Source organism: Sphingomonas jaspsi DSM 18422, from assembly GCF_000585415.1.
Taxonomy (GTDB): Bacteria; Pseudomonadota; Alphaproteobacteria; order Sphingomonadales; family Sphingomonadaceae; genus Sphingomicrobium; species Sphingomicrobium jaspsi.
Genome location: NZ_KK073876.1, coordinates 706415 through 725297, shown reverse-complemented (window position 1 = coordinate 725297; position 18883 = coordinate 706415). Strand labels below are relative to the sequence as shown.

General features: G+C 55.7%; 17 protein-coding genes. 5 read left to right on the top strand and 12 right to left on the bottom strand.

What is annotated here, in order from left to right:
- Positions 1-335 precede the first annotated feature (335 nt).
- The 12 genes from G570_RS03635 to G570_RS03580 form a co-directional block, all read right to left on the bottom strand.
- Positions 336-1259: an OmpA family protein gene (locus tag G570_RS03635; protein WP_037499253.1), complete on the bottom strand. Its 924-nt coding sequence runs from the start codon at positions 1257-1259 to the stop codon at positions 336-338.
- On the bottom strand, positions 1256-2521 hold the full coding sequence (locus G570_RS03630) for a hypothetical protein (RefSeq protein WP_156930312.1): 1266 nt from the start codon (positions 2519-2521) through the stop codon (positions 1256-1258). Before G570_RS03630 ends, G570_RS03635 begins: the two co-directional genes overlap by 4 nt.
- 5 nt (positions 2522-2526) lie before the next feature.
- On the bottom strand, positions 2527-3357 hold the full coding sequence (locus G570_RS03625) for a hypothetical protein (protein WP_156930311.1): 831 nt from the start codon (positions 3355-3357) through the stop codon (positions 2527-2529).
- A gap of 4 nt (positions 3358-3361) precedes the next feature.
- Positions 3362-4771, bottom strand: coding sequence for a hypothetical protein (locus G570_RS03620; protein ID WP_037499245.1), 1410 nt, complete (start codon positions 4769-4771; stop codon positions 3362-3364).
- Positions 4772-5611: 840 nt separating this feature from the next.
- Positions 5612-5908: a hypothetical protein gene (locus G570_RS03615; protein WP_037499242.1), complete on the bottom strand. Its 297-nt coding sequence runs from the start codon at positions 5906-5908 to the stop codon at positions 5612-5614.
- Positions 5909-5980: 72 nt separating this feature from the next.
- On the bottom strand, positions 5981-7240 hold the full coding sequence (locus tag G570_RS03610; protein WP_084607490.1) for a site-specific integrase: 1260 nt from the start codon (positions 7238-7240) through the stop codon (positions 5981-5983).
- Between the two features lie 121 nt (positions 7241-7361).
- Entirely contained in the window at positions 7362-8429 is a 1068-nt protein-coding gene (locus G570_RS03605; protein ID WP_156930310.1) for a hypothetical protein, read from the bottom strand.
- Positions 8430-8740: 311 nt separating this feature from the next.
- Entirely contained in the window at positions 8741-8947 is a 207-nt protein-coding gene (locus G570_RS03600; RefSeq protein ID WP_037499237.1) for a hypothetical protein, read from the bottom strand.
- A 204-nt stretch (positions 8948-9151) separates the two neighbouring features.
- Positions 9152-9424, bottom strand: coding sequence for a hypothetical protein (locus G570_RS03595; protein ID WP_037499234.1), 273 nt, complete (start codon positions 9422-9424; stop codon positions 9152-9154).
- An 11-nt stretch (positions 9425-9435) separates the two neighbouring features.
- Positions 9436-9840: a hypothetical protein gene (locus G570_RS03590; RefSeq protein WP_037499231.1), complete on the bottom strand. Its 405-nt coding sequence runs from the start codon at positions 9838-9840 to the stop codon at positions 9436-9438.
- A gap of 137 nt (positions 9841-9977) precedes the next feature.
- Complete coding sequence (locus G570_RS03585; protein ID WP_037499229.1) at positions 9978-10397, bottom strand: hypothetical protein; 420 nt, start codon at positions 10395-10397, stop codon at positions 9978-9980.
- A 90-nt stretch (positions 10398-10487) separates the two neighbouring features.
- Positions 10488-11201 (bottom strand): hypothetical protein, encoded by a 714-nt coding sequence (locus G570_RS03580; RefSeq protein ID WP_156930309.1) that lies wholly within the window; start codon positions 11199-11201, stop codon positions 10488-10490.
- Positions 11202-11341: 140 nt separating this feature from the next.
- On the opposite strand from G570_RS03580, the gene G570_RS03575 reads away from it, so the two are divergent.
- The 5 genes from G570_RS03575 (at position 11342) to G570_RS03555 (ending at position 18769) form a co-directional block, all read left to right on the top strand.
- Positions 11342-11557, top strand: a complete 216-nt coding sequence (locus G570_RS03575; RefSeq protein WP_037499223.1) for a helix-turn-helix domain-containing protein — start codon at positions 11342-11344, stop codon at positions 11555-11557.
- Between the two features lie 181 nt (positions 11558-11738).
- Positions 11739-13283, top strand: a complete 1545-nt coding sequence (locus G570_RS03570; RefSeq protein ID WP_037499221.1) for a type I restriction-modification system subunit M — start codon at positions 11739-11741, stop codon at positions 13281-13283.
- Entirely contained in the window at positions 13280-14521 is a 1242-nt protein-coding gene (locus G570_RS03565; RefSeq protein ID WP_037499217.1) for a restriction endonuclease subunit S, read from the top strand. Before G570_RS03570 ends, G570_RS03565 begins: the two co-directional genes overlap by 4 nt.
- Complete coding sequence (locus G570_RS03560; protein ID WP_037499215.1) at positions 14518-15675, top strand: ATP-binding protein; 1158 nt, start codon at positions 14518-14520, stop codon at positions 15673-15675. Before G570_RS03565 ends, G570_RS03560 begins: the two co-directional genes overlap by 4 nt.
- Positions 15668-18769, top strand: coding sequence for a type I restriction endonuclease subunit R (locus tag G570_RS03555; RefSeq protein ID WP_037499212.1), 3102 nt, complete (start codon positions 15668-15670; stop codon positions 18767-18769). Before G570_RS03560 ends, G570_RS03555 begins: the two co-directional genes overlap by 8 nt.
- Positions 18770-18883: the final 114 nt, after the last annotated feature.

Here is an 18883-nt window from a genome sequence, read left to right as displayed (position 1 = left end):
GCCAGTTTCGACCGGAAATACCCCTTCACTTTTGACAGGCCCCTCTCGAACCAACCTTTCTCCGGATCATCCGTGGCAAGTCCATGAACGGGCATATCGCCAAGGTCACTGATGGTTGAACCTTCAATTGGGCGCGGAGGCCGGACAACTTCGAAACCCGTCACAGTAGGCGCAGGAGCAGGCGCCACCGGCAGAGGCGGAGCGCTGTGGGCTTGCGGTGCCTGTTGTGCTGGTTCGGCGGGTACGACCGAGGGCGCTGAAGGTACAGGGTGGGCTTTTCTGGAAACGGCCAGCGCTAGCCTTTCCAAAGCGCGATCTAACTCATCCATTGCTGGCTACTCACCCGCCTGCTTCCCCAGTTCCTGAGTCATTCGCCGGACCCGTATTTCGATGCGTCGGCGCTTGCGATCATCACCGGCCGCTCGCCCGTCCGCCAGTCGATCGACCGGTTCGATCATTTGCGCACCTGACAAGGGGAGAATGGTGACTCCGCGGAGGCGCGGATCGGCGCGAAGCACGCGCGCTACCGAAGTAGCACGCGCGATGGCCAGGCCGGCATTGTCGGTTGGTTGCAATGCGCCCATGCCGATGCGCCCCTGCATTGCCGGGATAAGTGTCTTATCAAGGTTGCTTTGGCCAACCATGGGCACTTCGTCCGTGTGACCAATCACCTCGATTACATTGACACCGTAATCCCGAACAATTTCAGCCAACTTTGCGGAAGTGTTGGTCCGGAGCGCACGATCAAATTCAGGTCTCAGCTGAGCGCTGCCGCTCTCGAAGAAATACCCGTCCGCTTCGCTCAAACTGATGAATGGCGGCCATTGCCCCTTCTTCCCTAGTTTTGCCTCCTCCGACGCTTTGCGGATGAGGTTAAGCGGATCGTTCTCGCCTTGTTGCTCCGCCAGCTCGCGCGCTGCTCTACCGACAGCTGCGTCCTCGACGACCTGATCGGTAAGCCCCTCTTCAGAGGCCATTTGATCGAGCCTGTCTTTGGCATCTGCTGCGAGCACCAGGTCCTTAAAAAGTTCATCCAGGTTTTTGGCTTGAGGATACCGCTCTTGAAGCTTCGCAATCAGTTCTTGCGCTTCAGAAGCGTGCGAGAGCTGCTCAATCTTCTCGTCGCGTTTGGCCAATGCCGCGGTCAGCGCCATGAGCAACAGGAAGATGATCAAAATCATGATCTCGGCCATCGTCAAACCGAGAATCAGCCCTCGCCTGTATGGCTTGAGTTGCCTTGGGTCGTAGCGCTCGGTCACCGGGCGTTACCATTACCGTTTACATGGTCGGTTAGCTGGTCGACTGCTCGAACGATCCCGTCTTGGACGCGCGTCTGGTAACCCTGAGTTTTCTGAAGTTCAGCCGCAAGACTTTCGTTCAGCCGTGTCATCGTGGCCACGGCCTCGCGCAGGGCTTGCACATGGGCTTGCACGGCTTCCTTGCCCGCCGCTGCAGCGACAGCCAACTGTTCGTTTGCTCGCGCCTCGATTTGATTGAGAAGGCCAGAGACCTTTTCTGCCGATGCCGTAGGCATTTGCTCCAACTGCGCCAGTCTGCGATCGTATGCTTCGCCAACCCCTTGGATGGAAGCCGTCATTTGTCCCACCAGTCCAGCAAGCGCCTGTGTTTGCTGAGAAAGGGTCATGGCCGTACTTGCAATGCTGGTTTGAATGCCGCTGGTTTTCTCCGCCTGCTCGGCGACCTTGGCCGTAAAAGTGTCCAAGCGTTCCGTCGCTTCCGCTAGCGTGTCCGCCTTCGTCGACGCTTTCTCCAGTGCTAACGAAGCCTTTTTCGCAGCTGCCGCATGCTCGCTAATCGCTGCACTGACTTCCTTGGTGCTGCCTACCAGCTCGTCAGCGCAACCATCGAGGCGGCCGAAGGCTTCAAGAACTTTCTCTTCTGCTGTCGTCGACATTTTGGCGAGCTTCGTGCCCGCCTCCTTGATCGTGTTGATCATGCCAGCTTCAACACCATCAACAGCCTCTTTAAGGGACTGCCTCGTCAGACGTCCAAAGTCATTCATTTCAACGACGATTTGGTTCAGTTCTGACTTGAGCGCCGTTGCGGCTTCCGTCAGCTCTATGCGGGCGCGGTCTTCAATCTCCACCAGGTCGGCGCGCACCTGGTTGAAGAACACGCGCAACATCAGGCCTGCAATGGTGGTAGCCAAAGCGATACCGAAACCCTCAACGATCGAGTCTGACTTTGCACCCGGCCGGAAGGTGAAGATGGCGTAGGCTAAACCGCTGAGGGTATAGAGCAGACCCAGATAGTAGAGATTGTCACCGGCTTGGTCGGCACGAATTCGCCCTTTCATCGCCCGCCAAACAATGAACGCATAAAGGAGCATCACAGCGACCGCTCCGCCGCTCACAATCAACGAGTTCGTGGGATTGGTTGCATCGAGGGCTACCTTGCTAACGACGATGCCGACGCATCCGACAACCGCAAAGATGATGAAGCCCCAACGCTCAAACCATTGAGCTTTTGCCAAGCGGTCGATGTACGGAATTTCAGTCACGTGCTTCACCCATTTATGTTGTGCACAGGAATGTCGCCCTCGGCGCCTTCGCTGCGAAAGATTAGTGCCCATAGCGTCGCTAAGGATCGGCCTTGGATGTCGGCCGCGGTCGGCCTGGAAAGCATCCAAATCTCTGTTTTCACCCCGGTCAGGTCTGACATTCCCGTTCGATACGTATTGGTTCGACGGAGTTCTTCGAGCGTCGGGAGGCGGTGATAAAAATTTAGGTCGCCGCTGTTTTGAAGCAGGTCAGAAACCAGGATAAGCTTCTTTGGCTTCCCTGCGGCGTCTGGCCGTTGCAACTTCGTGAGAGTCACTGATTGCACGCTCTCAAGAATAGGCGATTCCGCCGCGCCGCTTTGCTTGGTCAGTTCAACGAAGGCATCCTCAACTGGCTTCGAGAATTCCGACAACCAGAGAGCTCGAACTTTCTTCGGATTGCCATTCGCCTCCGTAATGTCGCTACCGTCGCCGGGATTACACTTGTCAAAGACGGGCTCGAGCAGGTGCTCCTTCGTCGCGTCCACCCTATACAAGGTCAGTCGACCGTACTTCGGCACCCCATTTCGAACCCGCTCAAGCTGGTTGAGAAAGTCCTGCTTTTGTGGAACCGACAACGGGTCGGTAAGGTCAACAACAACCGCCGTCAAAGACGCTTCACCTGTTACCGGGCAGAGATCTCCTCCGAGCTCCGAGCGGCCACTCAGTTGAACCGCAATTTGCCAGCCACCAACGCCTAGAAAGGCGACCGCTGCAGCAAGTCCGAGCCACCCCTTAAGTTTACCTCCGCTCTCGCCACGATTTCGCGGTGACCTGCGCGTCCGATTTCTGGTCATCCACTCACTCCACCAGGTCATCGATGCGTTTGAAGCTCTCGACGTGTTCCACAAAGGCTTCGTCGATGTCTTTGATGGCCGCAGCAAGGGCGCGATGTGTCTCGGCCACTTCCGTATCCAGCTGCGCTGTCAGATTCGGCGGCGGCGTGGTCCCGGGATCGGCAAGAGGTGTCAGCTTCCACGGGTCGTTGAAGTATGGAGGCGGCGGTGTTGTCCGAGCCGCCCGGTTGGCATTTCGGTAAATGCCCAGAAGCCTGTTTCCTGCGGTCTGCAAATTCGGATGCCGCTGCCCATAAAGCGCGATGAAACTTTGGCGGCCCACTAAGGCTGACTCATACTCCCGCCGGTCACGCGCCAGCCGCTTCTCTACCTCGAGCGCGGTTTGAACGGCATCGTCCTTGATCCGCCGAAGTTCGTCGGTCGCATCCTCGATGCCCTGGTTGTACCTCTCGAGAATCTCATCGTGCTGTCGACTGACAGGCCCGTATTCTGGATACGGATCGTCAGACTGATAGGCAGCAATAAGTGCAGCAAGCGAACAGCCAAGGCCGAACAGTATCAGCAGCCACGCCACGACGTTCGGCAACCCAATGGGGTTGGCCAAGAGGTGCGTAATGGCTGCCCCCTCCGGATCAGCGGCGCCCTGCCCTTTCACAAAACGGTAATGAGCCCCCGCCAGATTTAGGAGGAGGGCCGCAAAACAGTAGAGTGTAATGAAGGCGTTTGCTCGCCAGCGCTGAAAGGGATGAACGCTGTTTTTGAACGGCATCACGACCTTGCCGCAAAGCGTTGCGATACCGACGTTGATGGCTGCAATGGCGAACGCCATCATACCACCACCGATGTAACCTAGGTCGTCGTTGACCCGCAGGAAAATGGCATTGATCGCTGTTTCGGCGGCTACGGCGAAAATCGCCACCCCCCAAAACGAAATCCCGCGCTTTTGAGGCTTGGCGAGTCGATTTCCCAGCCGGTTCTCTGAGCGAAACTCTTCCAGGTAGGCAGTCGAGCGCTTCACCTCTTGTCGATCAAGGGTCAACCGGCCGTCCCAGATGCGAGCTTCCGCCACGAACTCGCCAAGTGCAGACGAGGCAGCAGATCGCGCCTTGGCGAAGCTACCCAGCAAGTCGAGACTTGTTAGGCGACCGTCCATTGCCCGCAGCTCGTTCACGCACTCCGTAAAGGCCTGCCTTGCTTCGGTTTCGATGCGATCGACAATATCAAGCTCGACATCGTCAAAGGTGGTGGCATCAGTTGGGGGTAAGTCGGCCGCACCACGTTGAGTCCCGCGCTCTTCAAGCTTCATTTCTTTGGCCAGAGCGTCCACGTCCAGCTGAAGGAAAGGATTCAATGCTGGAACGTATGGTTGGGTCTTTGCACCCAGAAGCTCTTTCAACGTGTCGAGCGCTGACATTTATCCCCCGTTTCCCAGTCGCGCATCAAAAAGGGATAACTAGTTCCCTGGGAATACGCTCTCTAGGTTTCTGCCGTCGCTATAATCAGCAATAAAGGCGACGAAAACTTGCAGCCAAACCGGCGTGCGAGCAAGTGAAATCTAAGGTTAACTTAGCAACGATGCCCTCGCCAGTAGCGATCCCACCGCACCGCGCCTCCACGGGCGATAACCTTGCATGATAGGTCGCCGAACGACGGCGAGTAACACCAAGCTGCAGTCCGGCTTCCCCCGGCTGAACCATCTGAGCGGCACGTCATCGTCGCCGCTTTTACTTTTATGTGGCCGGTTGGCATGGTGCCTCTGGGCCCGCCAAATAGCGCGACCAACCGATCGCGCGCATCGACCCCTGAAACGCTCGGGCATGGCTGGCTAGGCCGGCAGGTTTCGTCAATCTCGCGCGCTGCAACCCCAGCAATCCGGACTTTCGGTCCTTCGGCGCACCACACTGGGCCGTCGCCATCCCAAACGGCAATGGGCGTGCAGCTGAACGTCCGCCCCGCGGTCACGACCTGTGCCTCCGCCACAGAAATGCGGCCTGGCAGGATGGACAGTAAAACGCCCAACCCAACCATGGCTAGTCTAAGTGCTCTCAACTCTTGGTCCCCCCGAACCTATTCCATACTTACCCGAGCAAACTACCGCCTAAGGTTGAACGCAGCGGCTGGTCAAGATCGCAATATCACAGGCAACTCTTAACCGACCGCGTGGGGCCGATAGGAGCTACCCGAACAAGATAAATAATGTGGCAGACGGCCGGGAGGCGCATTGCCATGGCCCAGCCGCCTGCCCGGCATGTCACTAGTTGGCAGCCACGCCGTAGGTGCCGGCCCCGTCGAGGGTCCATCGATGATGGGATGCCTTGCCCGTCATTGTCTTGAGCAAGATGTTCGCGTGCCGGTAGTCGAAGCCCATGGCACGCATGGCGCCGACGATCTCGGAGTGTGTACACACGCCGGCTATGATTAATGCCTCGATCGCGACCGTAGCTCGCTCATGCTTGTTAGATGCCGGGCAGCATTCGGAGAGCAGCTGTTGAATGTCGGCGAGCGCGCTGTCGATGCTCGCCGCCGGCGTGTGTTTGGTAGTCGTGTTCATGTTTGTGCCTAACGTTCGTTGATTTGATGGCGAAGGACGCGATAGAAATTGGACCCGATTGGCGCGGCCACGTCAGCCCTGCTCACTGAGTTGTACCGCGGCCCGCAGACTAGCTGCTCCAGCTTCGACCGCCGCCAAGAGTGTTTCATTCGCCAAGTGTGAATAGCGCATCGTCGACTGGTGGTCGGCGTGCCCAAGGACCCGTCCGACAGTGTAAAGATCGATGCCGGAGTTGATCATAAACGACGCCGCCGAGTGCCTTAGGTCGTGAATCCGAAGGTCAGCAATCCCGGCCGCTTCTCTTGCCGTGTCCCATGGGTGTTTGATGCAGGTGAACGGCTTGCGGGTCTTCGGGTTGGGGATGAGGTAAGGGCACTTGTCGAACTTAGGCAGGGCTTTGATCACCTCAACGGCCATGGTCGAAAGTGGGACGTGCCGAGCCTTGCCGGTCTTTGACAACGGAATGAACCACTCCTGGCGTTCCAGGTTTACGTGCTCCCACTTCGCGTTGAGCAGTTCCGACTTACGAGCGCCCGTCAACATCAACAGATGGATGATGGCTTTTAGCTGCCTGTTTTTCGACCCTGACGCAGCCTCGAGAAGCCGATGCACCTCGTCGGCCGTGAGGTAGCGATTCCGAGCGTTGTTGAACCGAACCCGGGCTGCATTGCGCACAGGATTGGTTTCGCTGCCAGGAATGTTCCACATGCGCGCCAGCTCGAACGACCGGCTGAAGACCACGCGGATCTTCTCAACCGTGGCAGGCTTCAACCCCTGTGCTCGTTTGTCGGCAAGCCAACGTGAGATATCCTGCGGTTGGATGTCGGTCAGGCGATATCGGCCCCACTTCGGAATGACGTGAACCCGGAGATTGGATTCCGTGTTGTCGGCTCGGCGCAGCGTGGCCTTGGCGTGCGAAATATGCTGATCGGCAAGTTCGGCATAGGTTGGTATTGCCTTGCGCCGTTGCCGCTCCGCTGCGGGATTTTCGCCGAGTACAACTTGCGACCGAAGCACTTTGGCCGCCTTGCGAGCCTGGTCGAACGTGATGTCGCCATATCTTCCGATCTTTGTTTGTCTCTGGGTTCCACCTTCGTCGGTATAGCGGAGTGCATATGTCTTTGTACCAGACGACTGGCATTCCAGCACGAAGCCACGAATACCAGTGTCCCAATAGGTAGTCTTGCGCTTGCCCGGTTCGCAGGAGGCGGTCAGGCAGAACGCAGCATCGAGTTTTCGAATTGCCATGAGAGTGCGTTCCTTTTTCTGTGTGGATGGGTGGGCAGCGCTGAGCGCGCCCGGGCCCAGGGTGGGCCGCAGCACCGGAGCCATGCCGGATGGGCTCTGGCTGGCCTCTGCGGCCCGACAGTCGGGTTTTTTTGGGGGGAGCCGCCGGGTCAGCCCTCGCCTGCTGCGCGGGGGTGGTGGCCGGGGGCCCCGGGGTTCTGGGATTCTAGAACACCATTTCCGGCTGCGCGATCGTTAGTGCCTGCCTTGGGTCCAGCAGGCGATAAATTCGCAACCCGCGATGTTGAACGTCGAATGCCCAAAAGTGCTTGTTGGGATCGTTGCCGGTGTACTTGTCGATGAGTCGATCGACGGCGTTCCTCGACACCCCGAGGTCCCGTGCGACTTCTTTGGCCATGGACATTTTGCCCTTGCCCCCGGCATCGATAAGGCGCGCCACCGCTTGAATCACCTCAGCATCGTTCGACAAGTCGATCTGTCGCCGTAAAGCGGCAAGCTCCTCATCGGTATGAATTGTGAGCGTACCGACGAGCTCCGAATACTTGCGGCGCGGTACGTCGCTGTAGCTCAATATGGCCTGCTGAATGGTGCAGCCCCGTTGCTTTATGGCATCGGCCTGCACGAACTGCCGTCCCGGTTCCAAATGCGGGATGCGCTTCAACGTGAACACATAGTCGAAGTCATCTCGGATATCGGTGGTTCCAGCAAAGATCGGATTGCCGTCTTGATCCGCCCGCTTGTTCGTATGCGCCAGGCCCAACAGGGAGCCCCCGTGGAGCGTAAATTGGCGCACCTGACTCGCGAACCGGCTGCTGTCCGCCTTGTCCATTAAATTGGTGAACTTCTTGAGCGTGTCGACAATGAGGAAGCGGCGTTTCGCCGTCCCGGTCAGAATGGATTCGCCGACCAACTTCGGAAAGTCAGTGACATTGAAGCCCCCGAATCCGGGAACCAAGACGTTGACGCCAACGGCCTCAAGAAGCTCTAGTTTTGAGAGTGCCCCGGTCGCCCCATCGTCAGCGGCAATGTAGAAGCAGTCGTCGCCATTAAGCACCTTGGAGTTCACGTCATCAATCATCAGTTTTATGGCGGCTAGTGTCTTCCCTACGTTGGGCTCGGCGTACCAGACACCTGCCTGACCCTGGACTGCCAAGCCGCCCAACAAGGGCACCTGATCCTGAGCGAGCGACCGGAGGCTTTCGGCCCGGCCGTTGAGCGCGTGCTCGGCAAATGGACTCCGGCTCTCTGGACCGGACATTGATGGTTCTGTCATGTTGAATTCCGCTTATTGCAGGCGAATAGAGCTCGCCCTCGGTTGTGTGGTTGGGTCGCACTTGCGAGTAGGATCGAGGCGCCAAGCGGCGCCAAGTCTCAGCAAAAGATTGGACGTCCGATGTCGTCCTTCGATTCGCGACCCGGCAACTCAGTTTGGTGTTGCCCCTTGCGGAATCGGTGACGTCCATCAGCGCGTACGGTGACGCTGTCAACGTCGGATTTCAGCTTTCTAGTTTCCCGCGTTTCCCAGCGAGGAGGGGTGCGAAGCGAAGAGCCACGGCCACCGGCTGCCCCCTCCCCCGACCATGGTTAGAGAGGCTGCGTTATCTTTATCTGGACCATGTCGGGGTGCAACCCGAACACCGCAGCGATGGCCTCAATCGCCTGCTGCACCTCGAACAAATCGTCCAAGCTGATGACGGGCTCGACCTTCAGATTGATAGGTAGGGACACCAGGCAAAATTCGTTGAGGTTTTCCGGTGTGATGGTGTCGAGAGATTCGTAGTCAATTTCCATAGCATTGCCCTTTGAACGAGCGCGGCGGCTCGTTGAGTGTGGGCCTGCGATGTGTTGGAGCTGAAATGCCACCGCCACAAACGCAAGCCAGTTTGCCCCGGAATTGAATTCCGGTGCGGCTCAGTTGCGACGCGGTTGGCTTGCTATGGCTAAGCGGGCATATGCCGGTCAGGAGCGCGGCAAATAACGATCGGCCGAGCACCGTCAATCGTTTTTTCCGGCGGGCCGGCGAACTGCGATAATCGTCGCGACGAAAGCCACGCAGACGATCGTCGTGGCCGGCCGGCTGGAAAGCGCCTCCGTCATGAGCGCGAGCAGAACCAGCCCCAACAGCTCCATCGGCTTGGTAAAAAGCGCCCATAGTAGCGAGATCGCGAGTACTAGGATCAAGACCAGCGTCAGAGCCCGAGCGAGGCTGAGGATGACGCTGGCAATGATCAGGAAGGCCAGAAACCGCATGGCTTCCTCCTGCTTCATATAAGATGGCCCTATGGCCGTGTTTGTGGAGCGAAGGTCCGACACAGACGATGCAGTTCGTGATCGATTTTATCGCTATCGGGGATGAACAGCACGAACGCGAAGCCGTCGTTGCCAACGGTATGGATCATTTCGAACCAACCGTTGTGGCGCTCCAGAAAGCCCCAGCCGGGTTCGAAGCCCTTGTCCCTGAAACGGGTACCATCGATTGGGTTGGTCAGAGGTGAGAAAGCCAATTCAGCGATGATCGCCTGTTCGGTGTCGCCGGGTTCGATGATTGCTAGGTGTGTGAGGTCTAACAGGTCAGTCGTCGTCCAGTCGTTGACGCGGTCGGCGATCAACTTTTGAAGGACTGGATCGCTGGTCATGGCTTCAGGAGCCGCCGCGATTGCGGCAGCGTCATGGAATGAAAGCATGGGGTGTTCCTTTCAGGGCACAAAAAAACGCCCGCCGGAGGGTCCGGGGGCGCGATGGGATTGGTGGGTTCGGTCAGCCGTTCGCGATGTGTGAGGCTCGCTGGGGCTATACCATTAAGTGAACGGGTTCTTGGCGATCAGGCCCTCGTTTGACACTCGGCACCGGGCAAAGCGAATTGCTCGCAAAACGCGATCAGGTTTGTATCAATACCTTCGGTTTTCGGCACGACAAGGACGTGGCCATAGCCGCTATCCTCAAAAACGAAGACCGCCTCGAAGCAGAAACCGTGGTCGGCGATCCATTCCGAACTTGGACTAAAATCCGCTTGGCCGAAGCGCGAGCCATCGACCTGATTGACTAGGACATCAAACCCTAGCGCCCGCTCCAGCGCAGGCAATTTATCGGCCGGCTGCACCACAAGGAAATGCGCAAGTTCGGTCAGCTCGAAATCCTCGCCAAGCTGCCTTCGTCGTTTTCGAAGTAGGCGTTTCAATCGGTCGTCAATGGGCAGTTCGAGGGCGCGTAAAAGCGCCGTATCTTCGCGGATGCTAATCATGTGGCATCTCCGAAAGAAAAGCGCCCACGGATTGCTCCGCAGGCGCTGCTGTTGATGTGGGATCGCCCTGAGGGCTTGTTCGGCTTCAGATCATGCTTGTTCAGGTTCGCCGATGTCCAAAACCCTGCAATCGCTGGGATCGATTTTGGCTTTGATGACCCAAGTACGAAGCGCGCCGAAACCGTTTTCGCCCCGAAAGGTCATAGCGACATTACGCCCGCGAAAGTCCGACTCAATCGCCGTCGTGTCCACGAGTTCGAAAGCATGAGGATTGTGCAGGCTGCTACGGACCGTGGCCTGGGACACCGGAAAGCATCGCTGGAGCTGTGCGATCAGCTTGCCTGCCCTTTCCTGTTCCTTTGCCGCTGTAGCAAGCTCCGCGTCCAATCGGCGGCTTTCCGCTTCCTCTTTCAACTCATTCTGGCGGTCGATTTCGGCCTGCTTGGCTTCAGCGGCGCCTTTAGGGGTTCTCTCCCATGCCTCGCCAACTTGGCCGAGCGCGAACCCGTACAGCACCACATATGTCGGGATGCACAAATAGGCCATGACTTTGGCGAAGCGAGGCAAGCGGAAAAAAGCTGGCGGCATATGGGCGGCCGCGATCACCATGCCAATTGCCATGGTCGACCAAAATAGGATCAGCGGAGCGTTGGGAGCGGAGAGTTGATAAATGTTCATTCGCAGGCTGAGCGCGAACAAACCGACAATTGCGACCACAAGCCATTGCCAGACTTGCGCTCTTCGGCCCAGCAAACCTCGTGCGGCTAAAGCTAAGCTTGAAGTTTCGACGGTACGTTTACTCATTATTCCCCCTTTGAAGGTGAGCGTTGATAGTTTGCGCTCACATTCCGAGCCCTTCGTTCCCGACGGCCGGTTGACGAGCAAGCGAAAATGACACGATTGGTCTACAGACTAGAACGCAGGTGCACGGCCACATCATTTGCATGGACGTGGTTCAGCTCCTTGGTGAAAATGTCCGGCGTTACCGGAAGCGAAAGGGCATGACCCAGGAGCAACTGGCGCTCGAAGTTGGCATGGAACGCAGCTACATCAGCGATCTTGAGCGAGGGACGCGGAACCCATCGGTTCGTGCGGCGGACCGGCTGGCAAAGGCGCTAGGTGTTGAGGCTCACCATTTGCTGAAACCTATTGATAATTGACCCTCGCCAGCTTTGCGGCATTTCCAAATAAGGTGACAAAATTTGCGCGTTACCGAACGATAGGGGTTTGGTACGCCTTAAGGATGTCTATTCTTGACTGCCGACCTTCCTTGCTTCCAGTCCTATTGATTGACGGCGATGCGGGACTGCCTGTGCCTATTCGAATTTGGGGTTTTGACGGATGACCAGCCAACAACAGCGTGATGCCTTGCATCGACAGATTTGGGCCATCGCCAACGATGTAAGAGGCGCGGTCGATGGCTGGGACTTCAAACAGTTCGTCTTGGGCGCTCTGTTTTACCGGTTCATCAGCGAGAATTTCACTGACTACATCGAGGCGGGCGATGATAGCATCAACTATGCGTCAATGGCAGACAGTGCCATTCCGCAGGAAGCCAAGGTCGATGCGGTGAAAACCAAAGGGTACTTCATCTACCCCAGCCAACTGTTCGCAAACGTCGCAGCCAACGCTAACACCAATGACAGCTTGAACACCGATCTGGCGGCCGTGTTCAAGGCGATCGAGAGCTCCGCAAACGGCTATCCATCCGAAGAGGATATCCGAGGCCTGTTTTCGGACTTCGACACAACCAGCAATCGCCTGGGCAATACGGTGAAGGAAAAGAACACCCGTCTGGCGGCGGTCCTGAAGGGCGTTGCGGGACTGCCTCTGAAATTTGAAGACAACCAAGGCGACCTGTTCGGGGATGCCTATGAGTTTCTGATTTCGAACTATGCGGCCAATGCGGGCAAGTCGGGCGGCGAGTTTTTTACGCCGCAGCACGTCTCCAAGCTGATCGCGCAGCTGGCGATGCACGGACAAACCAGCGTCAACAAGATCTACGACCCTGCCGCTGGCTCCGGGTCACTGCTCTTGCAGGCCAAAAAGCAATTCGACGATCATATCATCGAGGACGGATTTTTCGGGCAGGAAATCAACTACACGACCTACAACCTCGCCCGCATGAACATGTTCTTGCACAACATCAATTATGACAAGTTCGACATCCGGAACGGCAACACACTCGAACATCCGCAGTTCCTGGATGAGAAACCGTTCGACGCGATCGTTTCCAATCCGCCTTATTCGGTCCGCTGGAAGGGATCGGATGATCCCACGCTGATCAATGACGAACGCTTTGCTCCGGCCGGGGTGCTGGCGCCCAAGTCCAAGGCGGACTTCGCCTTTGTGCTTCACGCCCTTCACTATCTGTCGGCCAAGGGACGCGCTGCAATCGTCTGCTTCCCCGGCATTTTCTATCGCAGCGGGGCAGAGCAGAAAATCCGCCAATATCTGGTCGACAACAACTATGTTGAAACCGTCATTGCCCTCGCGCCTAACCTGTTTTTCGGCACGACCATTGCCGTCAACATTCTGGTGCTGGCCAAGAACAAGACCGATACGGGCGTACAGTTTATCGACGCCACAGGCCAGGAGTTCTTTCGCAAGGGCACCAACAACAACTTCATGGATGATAAGCACATCGCCAAGATCATGGAGGTTTTCAGCCGCAAGGAAGAGGTGCCGCATGTCGCGGAAACCGTCTCTTATGAGCGGATTGTCGGGGCTGACTTTAATCTGTCGGTTAGCGCCTACTTGAAGCCTAAAGACACTCGGGAGCTGATTGATATTAACGCTCTGAACGCCGAGCTGAAATCCACCGTCGCAAAGATCGACCAGCTACGCGCCGATATTGACTCGATTATCGCGGAGATCGAGGCGTGAGTGATCTGGGCTTTCTGGGAAAGTTGCTGGATGGCGCTGACGTTGAGTGGCTGCTGCTCGGTGACTTAGAAGACGCAGGCCTCGTCAAGCTAGGCAGAGGCAACGTAATTTCAAAAAATGATTTGGCCAATACTCCCGGGGATTTCCCGGTCTATTCTTCATCTGCCAGCAACCAAGGCGAGTTCGGACGCTACGGCAAATTCATGTTCGATGATGAGCGCCTTACTTGGTCAATTGACGGCGGTGGGCGGTTTTTCCACCGAAGCCCTCACAAATATTCGGTAACCAATGTATGCGGATGGCTGCGCGTGCTACAGCCGGAAAAATTAATAACCCGCTATCTATTTCATTCTCTGTCAGCGGCTTGGGCAATCAAGGTTTTCGATTACACTAAAAAGGCCCACCCGTCTGTTATTCGCAAAGAATACTCAATCCCGATCCCCTGCCCGGACAACCCGAAAAAGTCACTCGCGATTCAGGCGGAGATTGTTCGGATCCTGGATAGCTTCACCGAGCTGACCGCCGAGCTGACCGCCGAGCTGACCGCCGAGCTTGATGCGCGGAAAAGACAATACAAGCACTACCGCGAAGCTCTCTTCACCTTTGGCGACGGAGAGGCCGATTATTTGGCGTTGGGTGATGAGCGGCTTGGTGCGTTCACGCGCGGCGGCGGGCTACAAAAGAAGGATTTTGTGGGGGATGGCGTTGGCTGCATTCATTACGGCCAAATCTACACTCACTATGGTACGTTCACGCACTCAACCAAGAGCTTTGTCACCGCAGATTTTGCCCGCAAGGCCAAGATGGCAAAGCAAGGGGATTTGGTAATCGCGACGACAAGCGAGAACGACGACGATGTGTGCAAGGCAGTCGCTTGGCTCGGCGAAAGCGACATCGCAGTTAGCAGCGACGCTTGCTTCTATGCCCACAACCTCGATCCGAAATATGTGTCGTACTTCTTTCAGACTGAGCAATTTCAGAAGCAAAAGCGACCATACGTCACGGGTACGAAGGTGAGGCGCGTAAACGTCGAAAATCTGGCCAAGATTATGATCCCCATCCCCAAACAGGAAAGTGCCCAGGGTCGGATTGTCGCGATCCTCGACAAATTCGACACGCTCACCACCTCGCTCAGCGCGGGCCTTCCGCGCGAAATCGCGTTGCGAAACCAGCAATATGAATATTATCGCGACCTGCTCCTGAGTTTTCCCAAGCCAGAAGAGGCTACTCAGGCGTGAGCAAGTCCCTCGAAGAGATCGCGCAAAAGCTGCACGACGCCGACAAGAAGGTTCAGTTGATTTATGCCTTCAATGGTAACGGCAAGACCCGCTTGTCCCGTGCTCTGAAAGAATTGGTTGCGCCAAAGCCGGACGGCGACGAGGACGCTGAGCCGACGCGGCAAAAAATCCTCTATTACAATGCCCACACCGAAGACCTGTTCTATTGGGACAATGACCTGCTCAATGATGCCGAGCCCAGGCTAGTCATTCAGCCGAACTCCTTCACCGACTGGATATTGCTGGAGCAGGGCCAGGAACCCAACATTACGAGGAATTTTCAGCGCTACGCTAACGATAAACTGACCCCGACTTTTAACGAAGAGTATCAGCGTATTGGTCCGGACGGCAGCGAGGCGACCGTCAAAGCGTTTTCCGAAGTCACCTTCTCAATGGAAACGGGCGACGAGGGAACCGGCAATCTGAAAATTTCCAAGGGCGAGGAAAGCAACTTCATCTGGAGCATATTCTACACGCTGCTTGAAGTCGTGATCGACGTGCTGAGCGTGCCGGAACCGGGCGATCGTGATAGCGATCAATTCAACAACCTATCCTACGTGTTCATCGATGACCCTGTAACTTCCCTTGACGAGAATCACCTTATCCAGCTGGCGGTAGACCTCGCCGCCTTGATCAAGCGCGCCCCTGAACCGTTGAAATTCGTCATTACGACACACAGTCCGCTTTTCTATAACGTGCTGCACAATGAACTAGGAAGCAAAGCTTGCTACCTGCTCGGGCGGTTGGATGACGGCACGTTCGAGTTGGTTGAAAAGCAAGGCGATTCCAATCAGAGCTTCTCATATCACCTGCATTTGAAAAAGCTGTTGGAGCAAGCGATCGCAAGCAACGCAATCGAACGGTTTCACTTCACTTTGCTCCGCAACTTGTACGAAAAAACGGCGAGCTTTCTGGGGTATCCAAGGTGGTCCGAATTGTTACCCGACGACAAACAGTCGTACTTTAACCGCATCATTCAGTTTACCAGCCACAGCACTCTTTCGAGTGAGGCCATCTCCGAACCATCTCCCGAAGAGAAACAGGTCGTGGCGTTTCTGCTAAATCACATCAAAGAGAATTACAGCTACTGGCAGCAGGTTGAGCAGAATGGTTGAGCACACAAAACCGATCGCGGAGTCTAAGAACTTCATTGTTCTGGACAAATATGCCAGCGAGTGGGTTGCCGCTGACCATTATCAGAGCGAAGATGAGTTGGAGCGCGAACTCATCAAGGATCTGCGTAGCCAAGGCTACGAGTTCCGCCCTGATATCGCATCGACTGAGGCCATGCTCGCCAATGTGCGGTTGCAGCTAAACGCTCTCAACAGCGTGGAATTCTCCGATGCGGAATGGTTGCGCTTTGTCGAAACCTACCTCGACAAACCCAGCGATGGCATCATCGAGAAGGCGCGCAAGGTCCACGACGATTCCATCCACGATTTCGTCTTCGATGACGGGCACATCCAAAATATCTACCTGTTCGATAAGACGAATATCGCGCGCAACAAGCTTCAGGTCATCAAGCAGTTTGAACAGACCGGCGTTCATGCCAACCGATATGATGTGACGATCCTCGTCAACGGCCTACCCTTGGTGCAAATCGAGCTGAAGAAGCGCGGCGTCGCCATTCGCGAGGCGTTCAACCAGATTCACCGCTACAGCAAGGAGAGCTTCAACAGCGAAAATTCGCTCTATAAGTTCCTGCAAATGTTCGTGATCTCCAACGGCACCGATACACGATATTTTGCCAACACTACGAAGCGCAACAAGCACAGTTTCGACTTCACGATGAACTGGGCGAAGGCCGACAACGGTCTGATCAAAGACCTGAAGGATTTCACCGCCACGTTCTTGCAGAAGCACACGCTTCTCAATGTTCTATTGCACTACTCCGTCTTCGATGTGAGCGAGACGCTGCTGATCATGCGGCCCTATCAGATCGCCGCAACCGAACGCATTCTGTGGAAAATAAGAAGCTCTCATAACGCAAAGACCTGGAGCAAGCCGGAGGGCGGAGGATATGTCTGGCACACCACCGGCTCGGGCAAAACACTGACGAGTTTCAAGGCGGCACGTTTGGCTACCGAGTTAGATTTCATCGACAAGGTGTTTTTCGTCGTTGACCGTAAGGACCTCGATTACCAGACGATGAAGGAATATCAGCGATTTTCGCCCGACAGCGTTAATGGCTCTGAGAACACGGCTGCGCTCAAGCGCAATCTGGCGAAGGACGACAACAAGATCGTCGTCACCACGATCCAGAAGTTAAACAACCTGATGAAGAGCGAGAGCGACTTGCCTGTCTATGACAAGGAAGTGGTTTTCATCTTCGACGAGTGCCATCGCAGTCAGTTCGGCGAGGCGCAGAAGAACCTGAAGAAGAAGTTCAAGCGCTTCTACCAGTTCGGCTTCACGGGAACCCCCATCTTCCCGCAAAACGCATCAGGTGCAGAAACCACCGCCAGCGTCTTCGGCCAGGAACTCCACTCTTATGTGATCACGGATGCGATCCGGGACGAGAAGGTTCTCAAGTTTAAGGTCGACTATAATGACGTTCGGCCGAAGTTCAGAGAGATCGAAGAGGAACAGGATGAGGCCAAACTCAGCGCTGCTGAGAACAAGAAGGCCCTGTTGCACCCTCAGCGTATTCGGGAAGTTTCCCAATACATATTGAACAATTTTCGCCAGAAAACGCACCGCACCAATCTTGGAAGCGGCGGCTTCAATGCGATGTTTGCGGTAAGCAGCGTGGACGCCGCCAAGCTCTATTACGAAGCCTTGAATCAGCTGCAAAGTGACAGCGAAAAGTCCCTCAAGATCGCCACAATTTTTTCGTTCGCGGCGAATGAGGAGCAGAACGCGATCGGCGAGATTCTGGACGAAAGCTTCGATGTGTCCGCTCTTGAGAGCAGCGGCAAAGAGTTTTTGAACGCGGCTATCCGGGACTACAATTCGCTGTTTGGTACGAGTTTCAGCACGGACGGAAACGGATTTCAGAACTACTACCGTGACCTCGCCAATCGGGTGAAGTCCAAGGAAGTAGACCTACTGATCGTGGTTGGAATGTTTCTGACCGGCTTCGACGCTCCGTCGCTTAACACACTGTTTGTTGACAAGAATCTCCGTTTCCACGGGTTGATCCAGGCCTACTCCCGCACCAATCGAATCTTCGATGCAACGAAGACGTTCGGCAACATCGTCGCGTTCCGTAATCTGGAGCAGGCGACCATCGATGCCATCACCTTGTTTGGCGACAGCAACACAAAGAACGTCGTGCTGGAGAAAAGCTATCAGGAATACATGGACGGCTTCTCCGACATCGCTTCCGGGGCAGCCTGCCGAGGGCTTACAACGATCCTGGATGAGCTGGAGCACCGCTTTCCTAACCCCAGCGAGATTTTCAAGGAAGCAGACAAGAAGGACTTTGCAAAGCTATTTGGCGAGTTCCTCAGGGCCGAAAACATCCTTCAAAACTTCGACGAGTTCGTTGCCTTGAGGGCCTTTCAAGACCTCGACCGAAGCGACACAGAGGCCATAGAGTCTTTTAAAGAACTCTATCATCTGACTGACGACGACATCGAAAAGCTGGCGGTCGTGAAGCTACCGGCTGAGCGGAAAATTCAAGATTACAAATCCACCTACAACGACATTCGTGATTGGTTGCGGCGAGAGAAGGAATCGGCAGAGCGCGAAGAGTCGACGCTCGATTGGGATGATGTTGTCTTTGAAGTCGACCTCCTGAAGTCTCAAGAGATCAATCTCGACTACATTCTAGAGCTCATTTTCGAGAAGAATCGTCACGCGAAAGATAAAGGCGATCTGATCGAGGAAGCCCGCCGCTTGATCCGGGCGAGCCTAGGCAATCGTGCAAAGGAAGGTTTGATCGTCGAATTCATCAGTCAAACCAATCTTGATGAGATCGACGGCAAGGATGGTGTGATCGAAGCGTTCTTCGCATTTGCTCAGGGCGAGCAGCGCCGTGAATTTGATGAGCTTGTGGCAGCAGAGAACCTAAACCCTGAGGCCGCCAAGCGCTATGTTACAAACTCCATCAAACGAGAATTTGCGAGTGAAAACGGCAATGATTTGAAAGACATCTTGCCGAAAATGAGCCCCCTAAACCCGGACTACCTCAAAAAGAAGAATTCCGTGTTCCAGAAAGTCTCGGACTTTGTCGCCAAATTTAAGGGCGTGGGCGGCGAGATATAGAGCGTTCGGCGGCATGAACTCGTCACGAAAACATCGACCCACGCGCACCCCACAAACGAACGTGCTTTAAGAGGGTCGCCGTGAATTTGCCTTCTCAAAGGCGCATAAAACGGA

What these genes read in the sequence shown, in the direction of transcription:
- G570_RS03625 (WP_156930311.1), bottom strand. Translation starts at nt 3,357, where the DNA reads ATGACCAGAAATCGGACGCGCAGGTCACCGCGAAATCGTGGCGAGAGC.
- G570_RS03620 (WP_037499245.1), bottom strand. Translation starts at nt 4,771, where the DNA reads ATGTCAGCGCTCGACACGTTGAAAGAGCTTCTGGGTGCAAAGACCCAA.
- G570_RS03615 (WP_037499242.1), bottom strand. Translation starts at nt 5,908, where the DNA reads ATGAACACGACTACCAAACACACGCCGGCGGCGAGCATCGACAGCGCG.
- G570_RS03610 (WP_084607490.1), bottom strand. Translation starts at nt 7,240, where the DNA reads ATGGCTCCGGTGCTGCGGCCCACCCTGGGCCCGGGCGCGCTCAGCGCT.
- G570_RS03605 (WP_156930310.1), bottom strand. Translation starts at nt 8,429, where the DNA reads ATGACAGAACCATCAATGTCCGGTCCAGAGAGCCGGAGTCCATTTGCC.
- G570_RS03600 (WP_037499237.1), bottom strand. Translation starts at nt 8,947, where the DNA reads ATGGAAATTGACTACGAATCTCTCGACACCATCACACCGGAAAACCTC.
- G570_RS03595 (WP_037499234.1), bottom strand. Translation starts at nt 9,424, where the DNA reads ATGAAGCAGGAGGAAGCCATGCGGTTTCTGGCCTTCCTGATCATTGCC.
- G570_RS03590 (WP_037499231.1), bottom strand. Translation starts at nt 9,840, where the DNA reads ATGCTTTCATTCCATGACGCTGCCGCAATCGCGGCGGCTCCTGAAGCC.
- G570_RS03585 (WP_037499229.1), bottom strand. Translation starts at nt 10,397, where the DNA reads ATGATTAGCATCCGCGAAGATACGGCGCTTTTACGCGCCCTCGAACTG.
- G570_RS03580 (WP_156930309.1), bottom strand. Translation starts at nt 11,201, where the DNA reads ATGAGTAAACGTACCGTCGAAACTTCAAGCTTAGCTTTAGCCGCACGA.
- G570_RS03575 (WP_037499223.1), top strand. Translation starts at nt 11,342, where the DNA reads ATGGACGTGGTTCAGCTCCTTGGTGAAAATGTCCGGCGTTACCGGAAG.
- G570_RS03570 (WP_037499221.1), top strand. Translation starts at nt 11,739, where the DNA reads ATGACCAGCCAACAACAGCGTGATGCCTTGCATCGACAGATTTGGGCC.
- G570_RS03555 (WP_037499212.1), top strand. Translation starts at nt 15,668, where the DNA reads ATGGTTGAGCACACAAAACCGATCGCGGAGTCTAAGAACTTCATTGTT.